Source organism: Paractinoplanes lichenicola (genome assembly GCF_016785085.1).
In the GTDB taxonomy this organism is placed as follows: Bacteria; Actinomycetota; Actinomycetes; order Mycobacteriales; family Micromonosporaceae; genus Actinoplanes; species Actinoplanes lichenicola.
This window is the reverse complement of the sequence record NZ_JAENHO010000008.1, coordinates 335,194-354,923: the sequence shown is the minus strand read 5'-3', so window position 1 is coordinate 354,923 and position 19,730 is coordinate 335,194. Positions and strand designations below refer to the sequence as shown.

At 71.5% G+C, this 19,730-nt stretch carries 16 protein-coding genes and 1 tRNA gene; 10 read left to right on the top strand and 7 right to left on the bottom strand.

The features are described from left to right. Nucleotides 1–15: 15 nt before the first annotated feature. Nucleotides 16–795: a hypothetical protein gene (locus tag JKJ07_RS28630; RefSeq protein ID WP_202994909.1), complete on the bottom strand. Its 780-nt coding sequence runs from the start codon at nt 793–795 to the stop codon at nt 16–18. A 207-nt stretch (nt 796–1,002) separates the two neighbouring features. Between JKJ07_RS28630 and selA the strand changes: the two genes are divergently transcribed. Together selA and selB are read left to right on the top strand one after the other, a co-directional pair. Further along, on the top strand, nt 1,003–2,298 hold the full coding sequence (gene selA, locus JKJ07_RS28625) for an L-seryl-tRNA(Sec) selenium transferase (RefSeq protein WP_202994908.1): 1,296 nt from the start codon (nt 1,003–1,005) through the stop codon (nt 2,296–2,298). Between the two features lies 1 nt (nt 2,299). Further along, entirely contained in the window at nt 2,300–4,057 is a 1,758-nt protein-coding gene (gene selB, locus JKJ07_RS51885; RefSeq protein ID WP_202994907.1) for a selenocysteine-specific translation elongation factor, read from the top strand. Here the strand turns inward: selB and JKJ07_RS28615 are convergent. After that, on the bottom strand, nt 4,038–4,502 hold the full coding sequence (locus JKJ07_RS28615) for a RidA family protein (protein WP_202994906.1): 465 nt from the start codon (nt 4,500–4,502) through the stop codon (nt 4,038–4,040). The two genes, selB and JKJ07_RS28615, sit on opposite strands and share 20 nt — an antisense overlap. Before the next feature lie 20 nt (nt 4,503–4,522). Between JKJ07_RS28615 and JKJ07_RS28610 the strand changes: the two genes are divergently transcribed. Continuing rightward, nucleotides 4,523–5,425, top strand: a complete 903-nt coding sequence (locus JKJ07_RS28610) for a LysR family transcriptional regulator (RefSeq protein ID WP_202994905.1) — start codon at nt 4,523–4,525, stop codon at nt 5,423–5,425. A 311-nt stretch (nt 5,426–5,736) separates the two neighbouring features. Here JKJ07_RS28610 and JKJ07_RS28605 read toward each other — a convergent pair whose 3' ends face one another. Next, nucleotides 5,737–6,633 (bottom strand): hypothetical protein, encoded by an 897-nt coding sequence (locus JKJ07_RS28605; RefSeq protein ID WP_236030043.1) that lies wholly within the window; start codon nt 6,631–6,633, stop codon nt 5,737–5,739. Between the two features lie 199 nt (nt 6,634–6,832). On the opposite strand from JKJ07_RS28605, the gene JKJ07_RS28600 reads away from it, so the two are divergent. From JKJ07_RS28600 to JKJ07_RS28580, 5 genes are all read left to right on the top strand, one after another. Further along, nucleotides 6,833–7,999, top strand: a complete 1,167-nt coding sequence (locus tag JKJ07_RS28600) for a sensor histidine kinase (protein WP_202994903.1) — start codon at nt 6,833–6,835, stop codon at nt 7,997–7,999. Then, nucleotides 7,996–8,658, top strand: coding sequence for a response regulator (locus JKJ07_RS28595; RefSeq protein ID WP_202994902.1), 663 nt, complete (start codon nt 7,996–7,998; stop codon nt 8,656–8,658). The genes JKJ07_RS28600 and JKJ07_RS28595 overlap by 4 nt, the downstream gene beginning before the upstream one ends. 156 nt (nt 8,659–8,814) lie before the next feature. Next, nucleotides 8,815–9,543, top strand: coding sequence for an ABC transporter ATP-binding protein (locus tag JKJ07_RS28590; RefSeq protein ID WP_202994901.1), 729 nt, complete (start codon nt 8,815–8,817; stop codon nt 9,541–9,543). Then, the gene (locus JKJ07_RS28585) at nt 9,540–11,912 is read left to right on the top strand and encodes an ABC transporter permease (protein ID WP_202994900.1); all 2,373 of its coding nucleotides are present in this window, start codon (nt 9,540–9,542) and stop codon (nt 11,910–11,912) included. Before JKJ07_RS28590 ends, JKJ07_RS28585 begins: the two co-directional genes overlap by 4 nt. A gap of 238 nt (nt 11,913–12,150) precedes the next feature. Beyond that, nucleotides 12,151–12,573, top strand: a complete 423-nt coding sequence (locus JKJ07_RS28580; protein WP_202994899.1) for a GIY-YIG nuclease family protein — start codon at nt 12,151–12,153, stop codon at nt 12,571–12,573. A 5-nt stretch (nt 12,574–12,578) separates the two neighbouring features. Here JKJ07_RS28580 and JKJ07_RS28575 read toward each other — a convergent pair. Next, nucleotides 12,579–12,674 (bottom strand) — tRNA-Sec (locus tag JKJ07_RS28575). A gap of 56 nt (nt 12,675–12,730) precedes the next feature. Here JKJ07_RS28575 and selD point away from each other — a divergent pair. Beyond that, complete coding sequence (selD, locus tag JKJ07_RS28570; RefSeq protein ID WP_202994898.1) at nt 12,731–13,744, top strand: selenide, water dikinase SelD; 1,014 nt, start codon at nt 12,731–12,733, stop codon at nt 13,742–13,744. A gap of 50 nt (nt 13,745–13,794) precedes the next feature. Beyond that, nucleotides 13,795–14,190: a MerR family transcriptional regulator gene (locus JKJ07_RS28565; protein ID WP_202994897.1), complete on the top strand. Its 396-nt coding sequence runs from the start codon at nt 13,795–13,797 to the stop codon at nt 14,188–14,190. Here JKJ07_RS28565 and nrfD read toward each other — a convergent pair. The 3 genes from nrfD to fdh form a co-directional block, all read right to left on the bottom strand. Beyond that, a complete protein-coding gene (gene nrfD / locus JKJ07_RS28560; RefSeq protein ID WP_202994896.1) occupies nt 14,126–15,082 on the bottom strand; it encodes an NrfD/PsrC family molybdoenzyme membrane anchor subunit in 957 nt (318 codons plus the stop codon). The genes JKJ07_RS28565 and nrfD overlap by 65 nt on opposite strands. Nucleotides 15,083–15,156: 74 nt before the next feature. After that, a complete protein-coding gene (locus JKJ07_RS28555; RefSeq protein WP_202994895.1) occupies nt 15,157–16,278 on the bottom strand; it encodes a 4Fe-4S dicluster domain-containing protein in 1,122 nt (373 codons plus the stop codon). Continuing rightward, nucleotides 16,265–19,528 carry a formate dehydrogenase gene (gene fdh, locus JKJ07_RS28550; RefSeq protein ID WP_307834453.1) on the bottom strand — a complete coding sequence of 1,088 codons (3,264 nt, stop codon included), beginning with the start codon at nt 19,526–19,528 and terminating at the stop codon, nt 16,265–16,267. The genes JKJ07_RS28555 and fdh overlap by 14 nt, the downstream gene beginning before the upstream one ends. Nucleotides 19,529–19,730: the final 202 nt, after the last annotated feature.

Here is a 19,730-nt window from a genome sequence, read left to right as displayed (position 1 = left end):
TATACGTCCGATTTACTAGGCGGCCGCCAGAACCAGGACGCCGTGGACGGCCAGGATGATCGTTGCCGCCACCGCGACCAGCGTCGCGCCGATCACGACCGGCCGCCTTCTTCGCCCGACCGATTCCGCCGTCCAGCCGGCGGAAGGCGGGACGGCGTCGAGCATCCGGACGATCCGGGCCGTGGTGCGGACGCGGCAGCGGGCGTTCATCCAGTAGCCCTTCGAGCTGTACTCCATGATCGGCGAGTCGACCCGGATGTCGACGAAGTCGCCGTCGCGCAGCCGCAGCCGGACGTCGAGGTCGCTGTGCTCGAACTCCCCGATCAGGTGCCGGGGCACGCTGACCCGCCAGAACGCGGTGTCTATATGCAAATGCCGCGGGCTGACGACAAATCCGGCGGCCGGCCCGACGACCAGCCCGAACGTGATGAAGGCGAGCCCGAACGCCGTGATGAGCGGGTCACCCGCGGCCGCCACGACCAGCAGCACGCCGAGCCCGGCGGTCACCAGCGGGACGCCACTGCTGCGCATCGCCCACCGGCGGCGGGCCGTTCTGGCCGGGGCGCCGATCTGGGCGAGCGGCGCGTCGGCGTACCGCAGCTCGAGCGCCGACGACAGCCGCCCGCCGAGCGCGACGAACAGGGCCACGATCCCGGCGATGCTGACATTCATCGTCCACGGCACGACGAAGGACACCCCGATGAGCACCACGCCGAGCGCCGACGCCACGAGCGTGAGCGGCCAGGTCCAGATCAGCGACCCGTTCTCGTGAAAGTCGATCTCCAGCGCGCCCACGCGTTCATGATCGCCTACGCCGTCGAGGCTAGGCCCTGTTTCGCAGTGGGGGCGGGGCTGCGGCAGGGCCCAGATCCCGCCTGGCGGCGTCCCGTGAAAGCCAGGTTCCAACACCGGGAGCCAGGCTTCCCCGGGCCACCACCAGACGAAATCTGGACCCGGCCTCGCTCCCACCCCCACTACGAAACAGGACCTAGTCTGAAAGCCATGGTGGACTCGCGGCGGCACGTTCCGCGGACGGACGTGGTGCTGGCCGATCCCCGGCTCGCGGCCGCGACCGAGCGCGAGGGCCGGGCGGCGGTCAAGGCCGCGGTGGTGGCCACGCTGCAACGCGTACGGGCCGGGGCCCTGAAACCGGACGAGGTGGTCGACGCCGCGCTGGCCGCCCTGCCCGGCGGGCTGCGCCCCGTGCTCAACGCGACCGGGGTCGTGCTGCACACCAACCTGGGCCGGGCGGCGCTCTCCCCCGCCGCGCGCGAGGCGGTGACCGCCGCGGCCGGGCACACCGACGTCGAGCTCGACCTGGTCACGGGCCGCCGGGCCAAGCGGGGGCGGACGGCGCTGGCCGCCCTGCAGCGGGCGGTGCCGGCCGCCGGGGACGTGCACGTGGTCAACAACGGCGCGGCCGCGCTCGTGCTGGCGGCCACGGCGCTGGCGGGCGGCGGCCGCGAGATCATCGTGAGCCGTGGCGAGATGGTGGAGATCGGCGACGGCTTCCGGCTGCCCGACCTGCTCGAATCGACCGGCGCCCGGCTGCGCGAGGTGGGCACGACCAACCGCACCTCGCTCGACGACTACGAGCGGGCGATCGGCCCGTCGACCGGGTTCGTGCTCAAGGTCCATCCGTCCAATTTCGTCGTACGGGGTTTCACCAGCGCCGTGCCGATCGCCGCGCTCGCCGGGGTGGGGCCGCCGGTGGTGTCCGACATCGGCTCGGGCCTGCTCGCGCCCGATCCGCTGCTGCCCGGCGAGCCCGACGCGGCCACCACCCTGGCCGACGGGGCCGACCTGGTGATCGCCAGCGGCGACAAGCTGCTCGGCGGCCCGCAGGCCGGGCTGCTGCTCGGTGCGGCCCCGCTGATCAACCAGTTGCGCCGGCATCCGCTGGCCCGTGCCCTGCGGGTCGACAAGCTGACCTTGGCCGCCTTGCAGGCCACGCTGACCGGGCCGTCCACTCCGACGTGGGACGCGCTGCGGGTCTCCCCGTCGTCCCTCTACGAGCGTTCCGCGCGGGTGCTAGCTCTCCTGTCCGCTGCGGACATTTCGGTCGAGCTGGTCGAATCGGACGCCGTCGTGGGTGGCGGGGGCGCGCCCGAGGTCACCCTCCCGTCGTGGTCACTCTCCCTGCCCTCCGCGTACGCGGCCCCGCTGCGCGCCGCCCCCACGCCGGTGGTCGGGCGGGTCGACCGTGGCCGGCTGCTGCTCGATCTGCGCTGCGTGCCGCCGGAGGCCGACCGCGTCGTGGCCGACATGGTGATCGCCGTGTCCTCGCGGGTGGACTGACGTGCACGTCGTAGCCACGGCCGGGCACGTCGACCACGGCAAGTCGACGCTGGTGCGGGCGCTGACCGGCATGGAACCCGACCGCTGGGCCGAGGAACGCCGCCGCGGCATGACGATCGACCTCGGCTTCGCGTGGACGACGCTCGGCTCGGGCGAGACGGTCGCGTTCGTCGACGTCCCCGGCCACGAACGCTTCGTCCCGAACATGCTCGCCGGCCTCGGCCCGGTGCCCGCCGCCATGATCGTGGTGGCCGCCGACGAGGGCTGGAAACCGCAGTCGGCCGAGCACCTGGCCGCGCTGGCCGCCCTCGACGTGCGCCACGGACTGCTGGTCGTCACCCGCAGCGACCTGGCCGACCCCGGTCCCGCCATCGCGGCCGCCCTGGCCGAGATCGCCGCGACGCCCCTGGGCACCGTGCCCGCCGTGGCCGTGAGCGGCGTGACCGGCCTCGGACTGGACGACCTGCGCACCGCGCTCGACTCCCTGGTGGCCGGCCTTCCCACACCCGACACCACGGCCCCCGTACGGTTGTGGATCGACCGCTCCTTCACGGTCAAGGGCGCCGGCACGGTCGTCACCGGCACGCTGGGCGCGGGATCCCTGCGCCCCGGCGACGAGCTGGCCCTGGGTGACGGCCTGGTCCGCGTACGGGGTCTGCAGTCCCTCGGAAAGCCCGCCGACTCGATCACCGCCGTGGCGCGCGTCGCCGTCAACCTGCGCGGCGCCGCCCGCGACGACGTGGGCCGCGGCGACGCCCTGCTGACCCCCGGCCGGTTCCGCCCCACCGACCTGATCGACATCCGCCTGCACGGCGACCCGACGGCCGACCTGCCCACCACGATGACGCTGCACGCCGGCTCCGCCGCGGTTCCCGTACGCGTCCGCCCGCTCGGCCCCGACACGGCTCGCCTCCGCCTGTCCCGGCCCCTTCCGCTGCGCATCGGCGACCGCCTGCTCCTGCGGGATCCCGGCCGTCACCACGTGGCCGGGGGCGTCACCGTCCTGGACGTCGCCCCGCCCGGCCTCAAACGGCGAGGCGCCGCCACCGCCCGAGCCGACGCGCTCGCCACCATGGACGGCCACCCCTCGCTGGCCGGCGAGCTGACCCGCCGCCACCTGATGCGCGCCGCCGACCTGGCCGCGATGGGCGTCCCCCTCCCCTCGCCCGCCACGCCCGTGGCCGGCGACTGGTATGCCGACCCGGACTTCTGGGCGTCGCTCGGCGAGCGCCTGCCCGAGGAGGTCGCAACCTTTCAGCGCGAGCACCCCCTCGAACCCGGCATGCCGATCGAGGCCCTGCGGCACCGCCTCGACCTGCCCGACCGCGCCCTGGTGACCGCGCTCGTCCGCGCGCCGCTCACCATCCGCGCCGGCCGGGTCGCCTCGGGCACGCCCGGCCCGCCCGAGGAGCTTGTCGCTTTGGTGGCCAAGGCCTTCGCCGGCCTGAGCCCGTTCGCCGCCCCCGAGGCCAACGACCTCACCGCCCTCGGCCTCGGCCCCCGCCAGCTGGCCGCCGCCGCCCGCACCGGCCTCGTCATCCAGCTCGCCCCCCAGGTCGTGCTGGCCGCCGGCGCGGTCGAGGCCGCCGCCGAGGCCCTGGCCGCCCTCCCCCAGCCGTTCACCCTGAGCGAGGCCCGGCGCGCCCTCGACACCACCCGCCGGGTGGCCGTGCCGCTCCTCGAACTCCTGGATCACCGCCACCTGACCGAACGCCTGCCCGACGACCGCCGCCGCCTCGTCAGTGGGCGATCGCGGTGACCTCCACCTCCAGCACCGCGCCGGGCAGAAACAGCTTGCCCACCTCGACCGTCGTGCTGGCCGGTGGCTTCCTGCCGGGGGCCGGAAACAGCCGGCGGCGCACCTCCCCGTAGGCGGGCAGATCGTCGAGGCTGGTCATGAACGTCCGGATGAACAACACGTCGGCCAGGCTCGATCCGTGGGCCGCCAGCAGCCCCTCGACGATCTCGAAGATCCGAACGGCCTGCTTTCCCGCGTCCCCAGGCGCCACCACCGAACCGTCATCGTCCACCGCCACCTGTCCGGCCAGCATCAGCAGCGCCCCGCCGCCCACGTCGATGCGGGCGACGTGCGCGAACCGATCGCCGAACGGCGCGGCCACCGATGCGGGATTGTCGAGCGTCATCTTCACCATGCCGACGACGCTAGGACCGGCTCTGCCATGCCACCAGCGAATGTCACGCATGTCTGCCATGCTGTCGCCTCATGGATACCGCGTTGCTCGAAGTGTTCCGGACGGTCGCCCACTCGGGCTCGATCACCGCGGCCGCGCGGCGTCTGCGCTACACCCAGTCGGCGGTGTCCCGCCAGGTCGCGGCGTTGGAGGCCGAGCTCGGCACGGCCGTCTTCGACCGGGTGCCGCGCGGGGTCACGCTGACCGAGGAGGGTCGCGCGCTGCTCCCGCACGCCGACGCGATCCTCGACCGGCTCACCGCCGCCCGCCGGGCCGTCGACGACCTGCGCGCGGTGGGGACGGGCCGGCTGCGGGTGGCCGCCTTCCCGACGGCCGTCGCGGCGCTCGTTCCGCGGGCGCTGGCGCGCTTCCGGGAGGCGTACGTGGAAATCGCCTTGAGCCTGGTCGAGGGGCTGACCCCCCGGCTGCTGGACCGGCTGGCCGCGGGCGAGGCCGACGTGGCGATCGTCAGCGAGTCACCGGCCGGGCCGATCGACACCACCCGCTTCGAGCTGCGTCACCTGCTCGACGAGCGCCTGCTGGTGGCCGTGTCCCGCGATCACCGCCTGGCCCGGCGCCGCACTGTCCGGCTGGCCGAACTGGCCGACGACCCGTTCATCGCCGGCTCCGCCGACGCCGAGTCCACGCTGCTGCGGGCGGCCCTGCCCACCGGTTTCCAGCCGCGCATCGACATCGTGGCCGCTGAGTGGACCGGCAAACTGGGCTGCGTGGCCGCGGGCCTGGGCGTGGCCCTCGTGCCGGCCCTGGCCATGCGCGGCAAACCCGCCGATGTCGCCCTGCTCAACCTGCACCGCGACGACGAACCCACGCGCCGCATCTACGCCGCGACAGCCGCGGGCCGCACCAAGCCGGCCACGGTCGACCGCTTCCTCCCGATCCTCCGCGCCGCCGTCGATCCCGCGTGGGCCCGTTGACATTCTCAAACTTCGCGGCAGCCGCGGAGCGCCGTCGCCTCCGCTCTGCCGGTCTTGGGCAGCCTCGAAACCGCCTCTGAGCCCGTACGCTCAGGCCGGTCGAATCGTCCACAGACCGCGCCCCCAGGACCGTGGCCGGCCGGCGCGCCGGTGCGGCGCGCCGGTGCGGTGCGCCGGTGCGGTGCGCGAGGGGCTCGCGATAGTTCTCAGCGCCGGGGTCGGTCAGCGTGCCGAAGCCCACACACGGACGCGCCGGAGACCCCCGTTGGTGCGAGGGCCTCCGGCGAGGCGGTTCCGTATTCCGCGCGGCTTCAGCCCGCCGGCGTTTCGTTCAAACCCAAACCACGCAGGATGTTGTCGGCGTTCGCGTCTCCGCGCAGCGCGGTCAACGATTTCAAGCGGCCCAGCAAAGTCGTGGAAGATGCGGGGCACTTCAAGTCCTGAATCGCCGACAAGGTCTTCTCATAACGCTGGATGCGGCTCTCGAGGTCCGTTCCACTCGGAAGGTTGCCGTTCTTGAGCGCTACCTGCGCGTTCACTTCGGCTTGAGTGGGCGGACAGCGACCGGGAACATTAATCCCGGTGGGGCCCACGCGGTCGGCCGTCGCGTTCGGATCGCCCGGGCTGAAACCCAGCGCCGGCACCAAAGCGTTAACGTCACCGGGGCCGGAGCCGGAGCCGGAGCCGGAGTCGGCTCCGGCGTTCCCCGTCGCTCCACTCTGGCCCGAACCCGCGTCCGCCGGCGTTTCGTTCAACCCCAAACCACGCAGGATGTTGTCGGCGTTCGGGTTTCCACGCAGCGCGGTCAACGATTTCAAGCGGCCCAGCAAAGTCGTGGAAGATGCGGGGCACTTCAAGTCTTGAATCGCCGACAAGGTCTTCTCATAACGCTGGATGCGGCTCTCGAGGTCCGCCCCACTCGGAAGGCTCCCATTCTTGAGCGCTACCTGCGCGTTCACCTGGTCTTGAGTGGGCGGGCAGCGACCGGGAACATTAATCCCGGTGGGGCCCACACGGTCGGCCGTCGCGTTCGGATCGCCCGGACTGAAACCCAGCGCCGGCACCAAAGCATTGATGTTGCCGGCGTTGCCCTGTTCGGCGGCCTGGCTCATCCCCGTGCCGACGGCGAGAGCCGAGCCGAGCAGCGCTGCGGCGGCGCCTCCGATCAACAGCTTGCGCGTCCGGCTGCTGACTCCGCGTCGATACATGCAGGGCTCCTCTAAGTCTCGGTACTGCCTGTGCCGAGATATACGAGCAGTGATGTGGCAGCAGTTCATGACGCCGAGCAAGCGTTCCTTAAAGTTTCTTTAACGAGACCCCCGGGTGCTGGTGGCCGGGGTCGCGGCCGCCGTCGCCGTGGGGTCCGAGGGTCGCCCCCAGGCGGGCACAGCCTCCTATGCTCGCGATATGTGGCAATCCTCGCGCCGGGCGCTTGTGCTCGATCTGGCGGTGTCCGGCTCGATGGTGGTGCTCTCCACCTGGTGGTGGCATCAGTTCCGGTGGGGCGGGCTGAGCTACGGCCTGCTGGTCGGCGTGGCGTTACTGTGGCGGCGCAGCCGGCCGGTGCTCGTTCTGGCCGTCGTGACCGTGCTCGCGTTCGCCGCCGCGCCCGTCGTGGTCGATGGCACCCAGTTGCACGAGGGGATGCTGCTGGTCTCGCTGGCGGTAGCCAGTCACGCCGTAATCGCTTACGAAAGCTCGCTGCGTGCGGCCGCGGCCGGGGCCCTGTTCGCCCTGGTAGGCGGGGCGCTGCTGATCGAGGTGCGGCCGTCGGAGCTGCGCGGCTGGACGCCGGTCGAGTGGGACCGGCTCGGCTCGTCCGTGGTCGACATGCTGACCCTGGCCGCCCTGGTCTGGGCGGCCGGCCTGAGCACCCGTTTCTGGCGGCAGCAGCGGGCGAACGCGGGTGAGCGTCTGCGCACCGCCGAACGGGAACGCGAGGACCAGGCCCGGATAGCCGTGGCCGAGGAGCGGGCCAGGATCGCGCGGGAGCTGCACGACATCGTCGCCCATTCGCTGTCGGTGATCGTGTTGCAGGCCAACGGCGGCGAGTACGCGTTCGACCGCGACCCGCAGCGGGCCCGCGAGGCGTTGCGCACGATCGGCGCGACCGGGGCCGACGCCCTGGAGGAGATCCGTCACCTCGTACGGATTCTGCGCGGTGACGGGGAGGCCGACCGGGATCACGCGGTTGCCTCGGTGGTCGAGCGGGCCCGGGCCGCGGGGGTCGACGTCGCGCTGGTCGTGCAGGGCGATCCGCCGCCGCTGCCGGGCGGGGTCGAGCTGGCCGTCTATCGGATCGTGCAGGAGTCGCTGACGAACACGCTCAAGCACGCCGGTCCGGAGCCTTCGGCCACCGTACGGGTGACTTATCGGCCCGGCGCCGTGGAGCTGGAGGTGACCGACACCGGCGCGGACACAAGCTCGACGGCTTCCTCCGGCGGGCACGGGCTGGTCGGCATGCGCGAACGGGCCACGCTCTACGGCGGCACGTTCGACGCGGGCCCGGCCCTGGCCGGTGGCTGGCGGGTGCGCGCCCGCATCCCGCTGACCGCCGAGGCGGTGCCCGCGTGATCCGGCTCGTACTGGTCGACGACCAGCAGCTCGTACGGGCCGGGTTCCGGATGGTGCTCGACTTCCAGGACGACATGACCGTCGTCGGTGAGGCCGGCGACGGGGCCGAGGCGCTGCGGCTGTTGCGCACGACCGAGGCCGACGTCGTGGTGATGGACCTGCGGATGCCGGTGCTGGACGGGGTGGCCGCCACCCGGCAGATCTGCGCGGCCGGGCCGCGGCCCCGGGTGCTGGTGCTGACCACGTTCGACACCGACGAGGAGGCGTTCGCGGCGTTGCAGGCCGGCGCGAGCGGCTTCCTGCTCAAGAGCGTGCCGCCGGAGGAGCTGCTGTCGGCGATCCGGGTGGTGGCGAGCGGCGAGGCCGTGGTGGCGCCCCGGGTGACGCGGCGGCTGCTCGACCGGTTCGCGGGCCGGCTCGTGCCCACGGCCGGTTCCCCGTCGCCGCCGGCCGACCTGACCGATCGCGAGCACGAGGTGTTGCTGCTGGTCGCGCAGGGTTTGTCGAATCTCGAGATCGGCGCCCGGCTGCAGGTCGCCGAGGCCACGGTCAAGACCCACATCGGCCGCATCCTGGCCAAGCTGGGCCTGCGCGACCGGGTCCAGGCGGTCGTTTTCGCGTACGAGTCCGGCCTGGTCCGCCCGGGCGGCGACACCTGAGTCCGACCCCGTACGAAGTCAGGCCGGGCGGCGATACCCAAGGCTGATCCCGTACGACTTGAGTCGTACACGCAGGTCCAGCACTGCGACGGACGTCGCGCGGCCGCCTGATCCCTAGCGTCGAGATCAACGATCACCGACGTACGGGAGTTGGGCATGACAGCACTGCAGGCCGCGGGCCTGAGCAAGGTCTACGGCAGCGGGCCGTCGGCCGTCGCCGCGTTGAACGGCGTGGACGTCACGTTCGAGGCCGGCCGGTTCCACGCCATCATGGGCGCCTCCGGCTCGGGCAAGTCGACGCTGCTGCACTGCCTGGCCGGCCTCGACCGGCCGACCGGCGGCTCGGTGCGGATCGGCGACGCCGACCTGACCAGGCTCTCCGACGACAAGCTGACCCTGCTGCGGCGCGACCACGTGGGCTTCGTGTTCCAGAAGTTCAACCTGTTGCCGGTGCTGACCGCGCGGGAGAACATCCTGCTGCCGCTGGCGATCGCCGGCCGCCGCCCCGACCAGCAGTGGTTCGACCAGGTCGTGGCGGCCGTGGGGCTGACCGACCGGCTCGGTCACCGCCCGTCCGAGCTCTCCGGCGGTCAGCAGCAGCGCGTCGCCGTGGCCCGCGCCCTGATCACCCGGCCCTGGGTGATCTTCGCCGACGAGCCCACCGGCAACCTCGACTCCCGCTCCGGCCAGGAGGTGCTCGGCCTGCTCCGCGACGCGGTGACGATGCTCGGCCAGACCGTGGTGATGGTGACCCACGACCTGAACGCGGCCGCGCACACCGACCGGGTGGCGTTCCTCAAGGACGGCCGGTTCGCCGCCTCCGTCGACCATCCCACCCCCGACGCCATCGTCGGCGTGCTGGCCCGGCTGGAGCCGGTCCGATGAGCGGCATGCTGCGGCTGACCCTGCGTACGGCGCGGGCCAACCTGACCCGGTCGCTGCTGTCGTCGCTGGCCGTCGTGCTCGGCGTGGCCTTCGTCGCGGGCAGCCTGATGTTCACCGACGGCCTCGAGAAGGCGATGACCGGCCACGTCGCCGAGCAGTACCGCAACATCGACGTCGAGGTGACGTCGATGACGCAGTCGTCCGACGCGTCCGCGAACGACCTGGCGGCCCGGGTCCGCAAGATCGACGGTGTCCGCGCCGCCGAGCCGACGTGGACGCTCTTCTACACCGGCCTGGCCACGGCCGACGGCCGCAAGATCGCGGGCGAGCACCGGAGCCGTACCGTGCCGGCCGACCCCGCCCTGCGCTCGGTCGAAGCCCGCGAGGGACGGCTCCCGGAGAAGTCCGGCGAGGTCGTCCTCGACCGGGAGACCGCCCTGCGCGAGGGCCTCGAGATCGGCGACAAGCTGCTGATCAGCAACGTCGGGGGCGATCCCAGGACGTACGGGCTGGTCGGTCTGACGATCGCCGAAGGCCCCGGCGCCACCATCTTCATGACGACCGCCGACATCGCGGCGATGGCCGGCTACCCGGCCGACACGGTCATCGTCGACGCCGCCGAAGGGGTCACCAACGAGGACCTGGCCGCGCGGATCAGCGCCGCGACCGGCGTCGAGGCGTACGGGCATGACGAACTGGTCCGCCGCGCGGAGGACGCCGCGGTCGGCGACGCGGAGACGTTCCGCAACGGCCTGCTCGCCTTCGGGGTGATCGCGGTGTGTATGGCCGCGTTCGTCATCGCCAACACGTTCACCATCGTGCTGGCCCAGCGCACCCGCGAGATCGCGCTGCTCCGCCTGGTCGGCGCCCGCCGCGGCCAGGTGTTCCGTTCCGTCGTCGCGGAGGCCGCGGTGATCGGGCTCGGCGGTTCGGCGCTCGGCCTCGCCGTCGGCGTCCTGCTCGCGTACGGCCTGCCGACCGTCATGAGCTCGTTCGGCGTCACCGACGTCAGCCCGCTGATCACGACACGGACCCTGCTGGTCGCCCTGGCCGTCGGTGTCGGCGTCACCGTGCTGGCGGCCCTGTTGCCCGCCCGCCGCGGCACCGCCGTCCCACCCGTGGCCGCGCTCTCCGACGCCGCCGTCCAGGTCGCCCGCCCCACCGGCCGCGTCCGCCGCGTCGCCGGCCCAGCCTTGCTCGCCATCGGCGGTGTCGTGCTCGCCGGCTCGTCCGGCACCGGCCGCATCGAGGTCGTGGCCCTCGGCGCCGTCCTCGCGGTCACCGGCTTCCTGCTGCTCAGCCCGATCGCAGTGCCTTTCCTCGTACGGGTCCTGGGCCGCCCCCTGGCCCTGCTGGGCGGGGCGACGGTCTCGCTCGCGCTGGCCAACGCCGTACGCAATCCCCGCCGCATCGCCGCCACCACGAACGCCCTGGTCGTCGGCGTCACCCTGATCGGCACTTTCACGCTGATCGCCAAGAGCGCCGAGGCCCCCGCCGAACGCCGCGCCGCCGAGAAGATGTCCGCCCAGTTCCTGATCACCGACAGCGCCGGCCTGGGCATCCTCCCCGGCAACGTGTTCGCCGCCCTGGCCCGCGAACCCCAGCTCGCCCCCGCCCGCCCCGACTACCGAACCTTCGACCAGGCCACCGGCTGGGAGGTGCACACCGGAACCTCCACCGCGGTAACCGCCGACGTAGGCGTACCGGTCGGCGGCACCATCACCCTGCGCGGCAAGAAGTACGAGGTCGAGTCGATCGCCCCCGGCAGCCTCACCGTCTGGCTGACCCCCGAGGACATCACCACCGCATTCCCCGACCCCACGCTGACCGAGCTCCAAGTCGACCCCGCCCCCGGCGTCTCGACCACCGACGCCCGAACCGCCCTCGACCGCGCCCTGGCCGCCACCCCCACCGCCGTCGCCTACGACAAGGAGCAATACGCCAAGTCCCTCAACGCCAACCTCAACCAGGGCCTAGGCGCCGTCACCGCCCTGCTGGCCCTGGCAGTGATCATCGCCCTGGTCGGCGTAGCCAACACGCTCACCCTCTCGGTGGTCGAACGCACCCGCGAAAACTCCCTGCTCCGCGCGGTCGGCCTCACCCGCCGCCAACTACGCCTGACCCTCTCGGCCGAGGCCCTGGTCCTGGCCCTCACCGGCACCCTGATCGGCATCGCCCTGAGCTCCGCGATCGCCCTCGCCGCCCTACGCTCAATCGAAATGCACGGCCGCTCCCTCGCCCTGGTCATGCCCTGGGACCGCTTAGCAGTGCTACTCGTAGTGGCCGCCGCCGCAGCCCTGGCCGCCTCGGTACTCCCAGCCCGCCGCGCAGTCCGCCACCCGATCGCCGCCAACCTGGCCGCCGAGTAAACGGCAGTCTCCCGCCGGGCGGTGAGTCACGTCCGGCGGGACTCGACGGCTCCTTCTGGTACCAAGAGACGTGCCCGATCTACCCGAGGCGTTGATGCGCCCACAGCGGTTCTACAGCGCATCCGAGGTGAGTGTGCGACCGAGCCCGGTCCCGGCGAGTGGCGGCGTCTACGGTTGGTATTTCGAGGGCGCGGTCCCGGGCGTGCCGACGGATGGTTGCCACAGCTGGGCAGGACGGATGCTGCTCTATGTCGGCATCTCCCCCAAGGCACCGCCCACCAACGGCCGGGCCCCGAGCCGGCAAACGATCCGCTCGAGGATCCGGAATCACTACCGCGGCAACGCCGAAGGGTCTGCTCTACGGCTCACCCTCGGCTGCCTGCTCGCCGACCAACTAGACCTGCGCCTTCGCCGGGTCGGCTCCGGCACCCGCATGACGTTCGGCCCCGACGGCGAGCGCCGCCTCGCCGAGTGGATGGCCGACCACGCTTCGGTGGTCTGGGTGGTCAGCGCTTCCCCTTGGGAGATCGAGCACGAGGCCATCCGCTCCCTGGTGCTACCGCTGAACCTCGACCAGAACCGAGACAGCCACTTCCACGGCCAGCTGTCGGCACTCCGCGCCGAACAAAAGACCCGCGCCCGGACACTGCCGATCGACTGAGTAGTTGGCGGAGGCGGACGGGAATCGAACCCGCCCAACTCGGATGCCGAGTTGCACCGGTTTTGAAGACCGGGAGGGGCACCAGCCACCTGAACGCCTCCGTCAGGAACCATAGCCGGGTGGTCGGGCGGTTCGATCACGGGCGTGCCAGAGTGGGGTGGTGACGACTACCGATGCTCCCAGGCTGACTCAGTACGCGCACGGCGGTGGCTGTGCCTGCAAGATTCCGCCGGGTGAGCTGGAATCCGTGGTGGCGGGGCTGGTTGGCACCGGGGCGCCCAAGGGGCCGGGTGAGCTGCTGGTGGGGCTGGACGACGGGGACGACGCGGCCGTCGTGAGCCTGGCCAACGGTACGGCGGTGGTGGCCACGGCCGACTTCTTCACGCCGGTGGTGGACGATGCGTACGACTGGGGGCGGATCGCGGCGGCGAACGCGTTGTCCGACGTGTACGCGATGGGTGGCACGCCGGTCGTGGCGGTGAATCTGCTGGCCTGGCCGCGGGATCTGCTGCCCATGGAGCTCGCGGGTGAGGTGCTGGCGGGTGGGCTGGCGATCGCGCGGGAGGCCGGCTGTCACCTCGCGGGCGGGCACAGCGTCGACGATCCGGAACCCAAGTACGGCATGGCGGTCACCGGCATCGCCGACCCCGACCGGCTCATGCGCAACGACGCGGGGGTCGCGGGGGTGCCGCTGACGCTGACCAAACCGCTCGGTGTCGGGGTGCTCAACAGCCGGCACAAGGCGACCGGCGAGGTGTTCGACGAGGCGATCGCGGTCATGACCACGCTCAACCTGGGCGCCTCGATCGCCGCGCTCAAGAACGGGGCGGTTTGCGCGACCGACGTGACCGGCTTCGGGTTGCTCGGCCACCTGCACAAGTTGGCCCGAGCCAGCGGTGTTACCGCCCGCATCGAAGCCAGCAAAGTGCCTTACTTGGACAAAGCGCGCGAATCGCTGGACCGAGGCTTCGTGAGCGGCGGCACCCGGCGCAACCTCGACTGGGTCCGGCCCCACCTCGACGCGGGCGTGGACGAGGACGAGCTGCTGCTGCTGGCCGACGCGCAGACCTCCGGCGGGCTGCTGGTGGCGGGTGAGGTCCCGGGCTACCCCGTGATCGGCGAGCTGCTGCCCGGCCGCGCCGACGGCGTAACGCTGGAAGTGCGGGGCTGACGCCGGGGAGGGCTTGACTTCGAGTGCACTCGAACTGGAAGGCTGACTGCATGGCGAACGGGGTTACCGTCGGCGAGGCGGCGGACATGGTCGGGCTCACCGTGCACACTTTGCGCTGGTACGAGCAGGAGGGCCTGGTCGAGCCGATCGAGCGCGACTCGGCGGGCCGCCGCCGGTATTGCGACGACGACATCGGCTGGCTGCGGCTGCTCATCCGGCTGCGGACCACCGGCATGCCCGTACGGGAAATGCGTCGTTATGCCGAGTTGGTGCGGGCCGGGGACGCCACCCTCGAGGATCGGCTGCAGCTTTTCGTCGAGCACCGCGAACGGGTGCTGGCGCGCATCGACGAGCTGAAGCAGGACCTCGAGATGCTCGACATCAAGATTTCCCTGTACGGGGAGATGGCCCGGGCGCAGCAGGAGGAGATGACGTCCGCGCGTTGAGCCGTTCCCGCTGCGGCACGACGGTGTAGCGCGGGTCCTTGGCCGACTCGACGCCCGCCTCGAACACCCCGAACCGGGTCAGCAGCGAGCCCGCAAGCAGCGACGCCCCGGCCAGCGCGGAGACGACGCGGCTGCGACGGCCCACGACGGCCCCGACCGCGCCCGCGATCGTCAGGGCCCGGGCCGCGCGCAGCAGCTTGCCCGGCCGCCCTGTGTGGTAGGGCTCGCTGAGCAGCCCGTACTTGGTCTCGACCCGATGCCCGGCCGCCAGCTCGATCGCCGCGCCCGCCACCGCCATCCGCCGCGCGGGCCGCCCGGGCGCCGCGATCAGGCCCACGCCCGCGCCGCTGGCCAGGGCGCTGCCGGCGAACATGAACGGCAGGTCCGGGTGCACGGCGTTCCAGCTGGGCACCGCGGTGTCGGCGAAGAGCACGGCCGTGTACGTGGCCAGGCCCGGAGCAAGCGCAGCGGCGCCGTACCCGGCGGCCGAGCCCAGCGGCGGCAGCAGCTTGACCACGCCGCGCGCGGGCAGCAGCGGCGCGAGCTCGGCCGCCGCCGCGACCCCGGCCGCCCCGCCGAAGAAGCTCAGCAGCCACGTGCCCATCGACATCGGCGACGTCGGCTTGGCCACGCGCAGCATGTGGTGGAAGCGGTCCGGCCGGCCCAGATCCTTGATCAGGAAGAACGTGCTGGCCCCGAGCGCACCCAGGGTGACGGCCCGACCCGTACGGCGTAGCACAACGTCACCGGTGGCCTGGGCACCCGCCGCGAGCAGCGACGAGCCCGCGGCCAGCCCGCCGGTGAACAGGTAGATCGCGATGTCGTGGGTCCACACCGGAGGCCGAACGATCGGCCGCCCGTAGTAGGACTGGAAGTCGGCGCGCGGAACCATCGACCGATCGCCGCCGCCCCGTTTGCCGCCCCGGCCGCGACCCGACCGGCCCGTCGGCGGCTGAGAAACCGCGCTCATCTGCGCCGCCCCGCAAATGCCACAACGGCCGTAGCCGCCATCGTCAGCGCGGCCAGCCCGGCCTTTTTCCACATGGCGGGCAGATCGCGCGTCGGCACGTGCGGGTCGGGTGGCAGCCCGTACACCTCGGGCTCGTCGAGCAGCAGGAAGAACGCGCCGTCCCCACCCACGCCGTCGTCGGGGCTCTCCCCGTACAGCTTGGCCTCGGGCACCCCGGCCTCGTGCAGCTGCTCGACCCGCTTGGCCGCCCGCTCGCGCAGCTCGTCGAGCTCGCCGTACTGGATCGACTCGGTCGGGCAGGCCTTCGCGCAGGCCGGTGTCTGCCCGTCACCGAGGCGGTCGTAGCAGAGCGTGCACTTCCAGGCCCGCCCGTCGCCCTCCCGGCGGTCGATCACCCCGTACGGGCAACCAGAGATGCAATAGCCGCAGCCGTTGCAGATGTCGTCCTGCACGACGACCGTGCCGAACTCGGTGCGGAACAGCGCGCCGGTCGGGCAGACGTCGAGGCAGCCCGCGTGGGTGCAGTGCTTGCAGACGTTCGACATCATCAGCCAGCGGAAGTCACTGCGCGGCGCCGGAGCCGACTTGCCCGGCAAATCCGACATGGGCATGCCGAGAAACTGCCCGCTGGACGGGGACGAAGCCGCAGGCCCGGACGGGGCTGCACCGCCGGACGAAGCCCCGCAGCCGGACGAGGTCGCGCCGCCGACAAAATCAATGCCGGCGGTGGCGGCTGCGGCCAGCGCGTCAACGGCGGGCGGAATGCCGGGTTCGGTCCCGGTCGGCGCGGCGCTCCTGGCGGCGATCACGTTAGTGGCCGGCACGGACGAGGGCCCCGTCGGCTGCCCCGCGAACGGCTGTGACCCCCGTACGGGCTGCTCGATGAACGCCACATGCCGCCAGGAGTTGGCCGTCAGCCCGCCCGTGTTGTCGTACGAGTGCCCGAGCAGGTTGAATCCGTCGTCCGGCACGTCGTTCCACGTCTTGCAGGCCACCTCGCACGCCTTGCAGCCGATGCAGACCGACGTGTCGGTGAAGAAGCCCATCCGCGGCGGCGGCGCGTCGTAGCCCGCGTCCTCCGCCGGGTCGATCGGGCCGTACAGGCTATTGCTGCCCATCGTCGGCGTTCTCCTCCCCCACCGTCATGATCGGCGTGTGGTGGTCGGCGGCCAGTCCGGCCCGGTCCCGGTAATCCTGCACATACTTCAGCAGTTCCCGCCCGGTGGGGCGCAGGCCCGGCTGAATGTCGCAGGTGCCGACCTTGCTCTCCTGGATCAGCACGTTGGGGTCGAGCGTGATGCCGATCAGGTCGTTGGCCGAGTCGCCGGTGATCAGGCCCTCGCTGCCCCAGTGATACGGCATCCAGAGCTGGTGCACCACGCGGCCCTCGATCCGCAGCGGGGTCAGCCGGTCGGTCACCATCACCTTGGCCTCGATCGCGGCGCGGGCGGTGACGATGTGGGCCCAGCCCATGTGCTCGAGCCCGCGCTCGGCCGCCAGCTCCGGTGACACCTCGACGAACATCTCCGGCTGCAGCTCCGAGAGGTATGCCAGCTGCCGGCTCATGCCGCCGGCCGTGTGGTGCTCGGTGAGGCGCGAGGTGCTGAAGACGTACGGGAAGACCTCGGAATGACGCTCGGGTGGGCTGGGATTGGTCAGGTTGTCGGAGCGTTGATAGACCTTGCGGGTCGGGTTGGCCTGCTGGCCGTAGAGCGGGTTGCGCACCATCGACTCGGCCGGCTCGTAGTGGGTCGGCATCGGCCCGTCGATCAGCCCGCTCGGCGCGTACAGCCAGCCCTTGCCGTCGCCCTGCATGATGAACGCGTCGTCGCCCGAGATCGCCTCGACGCCGCTCGCGCCCTCGGGCGGACGGTAGGACGGCGGCTTCGTCTTCTCGAAGTCGGGCACGTCGTCGCCGGTCCACTCGCCCTTCTCGGCGTCCCACCAGACGTACTTCTTGCGCTCCGACCAGGGCTTGCCCTCGGGGTCGGCCGAGGCGCGGTTGTAGAGCGTGCGGCGGTTGGCCGGCCAGGCCCAGCCCCACTCGGGCGCGACGTAGTTCTGCTCGCTGCCGGGCTTGCGCCGGTTGGCCTGGTTGACGCCGTCCTTGAACACGCCCGTGTAGATCCAGCAGCCGCCCGACGTCGTGCCGTCCGGCTTCATCTCGGTGAACGAGCTCAGCAGCTTGCCGGTCGTAAGGTCGTACCCGTTGATCTCCTTGAGCACGGCCTCGCCGTCCGGCTCGTCCTCGCCGTAGTCCCAGGTCAAATTCAAGAGCGCCTGATCCCTCGTACGGGTCGAGCCGGCCAGCCGCTCCCGAATGATCTTGCCGAGGTGGTAGAAGAACCACAGCTCGCTGGTCGCCTCGCCCAGCGGCTCGACGGCCTTCTCGCGCCACTGCAGCATGCGCTGGGTCTGGGTGAAGGTGCCCTCCTTCTCGACGTGCGAGGCGGCCGGCATGAAGAAGACCTCGGTCTTGCACTCCTCCGGCACGATCTCGCCGGTCTGCACCTCGGGCCCGTTCTTCCAGAAGGTGGCGCTCTCGATCATGTAGAGGTCGCGGACCACCAGCCAGTCGAGGTTGGCCATGCCGAGCCGCTGGGCCCGCCCGTGGGCCGAGCCGACGGCCGGGTTCTGCCCGAGCAGGAAGTAGCCCTTGATCTTCCCGTCGATCATGTCGAGCACCTGCTGATAGGTGCCGTGGTCGCCGGTCAGGCGGGGCATCCAGCCGTACCCGTAGTCGTTCTCCTCCGTCGCCGCGTCACCCCAGTACGCCTTGAGCAGGCTCACCGCGTACGACTTGGCGTTGGACCAGAAGCCCTTCTGCTCGGGATGCCGGATCGCGTCGATCCACTGGTCGAACGTCTCGTGCTGGCTCACGTGCGGCATCGGCAGGTAGCCGGGCAGCAGGTTGAACAGGGTCGGGATGTCGGTCGAGCCCTGGATGCTGGCGTGCCCGCGCAGCGCCATCACGCCGCCGCCGGGCCGGCCCATGTTGCCCAGCAGCAGCTGGATGATCGCGCCGGTGCGGATGTATTGCACGCCCACGCTGTGCTGCGTCCAGCCCACCGAATAGACCAGCGCGGTCGTCCGCTCCCGGCCCGAGTTGGCTGTCCAGGCCTCGCAGACCTCCAAGAACTTCTCCTGCGGTACGCCGCACAGCCGCTCGACCACCTCGGGCGTGTAGCGCGCGTAGTGCCGCTTGAGCACCTGATACACGCAGCGCGGATCCTGCAGCGTGGGGTCGCGGGGCACGTCGGCCGGGATCGGCGGGCCGTGCGACTCCTGTTCGAGGCCCGAGGCGGTCTCCCGGTCGACGTGCGAGTCCTCTTCCTCCTGGCCCTCGTCCTGCTGCCCCGCGTACTGCCAGCTCGACTGGTCGTACGTGTTGGTCTCGGGGTCGTAGCCGGAGAACAGGCCGTCCAGGTCTTCGGTGTCCTGGAACTCCTCGCTGACGAGCATGGACGCGTTGGTGTACGCCAGCACGTACTCCCGGAAGTCCTTCTCGTTGCTGAGGATGTAGTTGACCACGCCGCCCAGGAACGCGATGTCGGCCCCCGCGCGCACCGGCAGATACGTGTGCGCGAGCGCGCTCGTCCGGGTGAACCGCGGGTCGACGTGGATGACCTTCGCGCCACGGTTCTTGGCCTCGATCACCCACTGGAAGCCCACCGGGTGCGCCTCGGCCATGTTCGAGCCCTGGATGACGATGCAGTCGGCGTTAGCCAGATCCTGGAGGAATCCGGTGGCCCCGCCACGGCCGAAGGAGGTTCCCAGACCGGGAACCGTGGCGGAGTGTCAAATACGCGCCTGGTTCTCGATCTGGATGGCGCCCATCGCGGTGAAGAGCTTCTTGATCAGATAGTTCTCTTCGTTGTCGAGCGTCGCCCCGCCCAGACTGGAAATGCCCCGCGTACGGTTCAGCGGCTTGCCGTCCGGGTCGGCGTCCTCCCACGTCGCGTCCCGCGCGGCCAGCACCCGGTCGGCGATCATTTCCATCGCCGTGCTCAGGTCGAGTTCTTCCCAGTCTTTCCCGTACGGCCGGCGGTAGAGCACCTTTTTCTGCCGGCGCTCGCTGGTCACGAGGCTGAGACTGGCCGAGCCCTTGGGACACAACCGCCCCCGCGAAACCGGGCTGTCAGGGTCGCCCTCGATCTGAACGACCTTCTCGTCCTTCACGAAGATCCGCTGCCCACACCCGACCGCGCAATACGGGCAGACCGACTTGGCCACCCGATCAGCAGTCTCGGTGCGCGGCTGCAACTCCTTGGACTTCTTCGACTGGGCGGCGGCCCCCCGCCCGAGCGGATCCGTGCCCGTCAGCTGCCGGTAGACCGGCCAGCCTTCGATCCACGTCTTCACGCCCACGATCAAACCCTAACCCGTCGTTTCCCCGGCCGCACGCGGCGTTCCCAGGAGTTTGAAGCCCCCGATCAGTGGTATTCGCCTACGCCGTTTACTGCGTTTGCCCACCGCCTCCCCCACCCACCACCGGGAGAGAAGAGGTGGCCACCATACGGGCTTGTCAAGCCGGCGGCCCCGGTTGTCCACAGCCCGCCCCCGAAGCCCA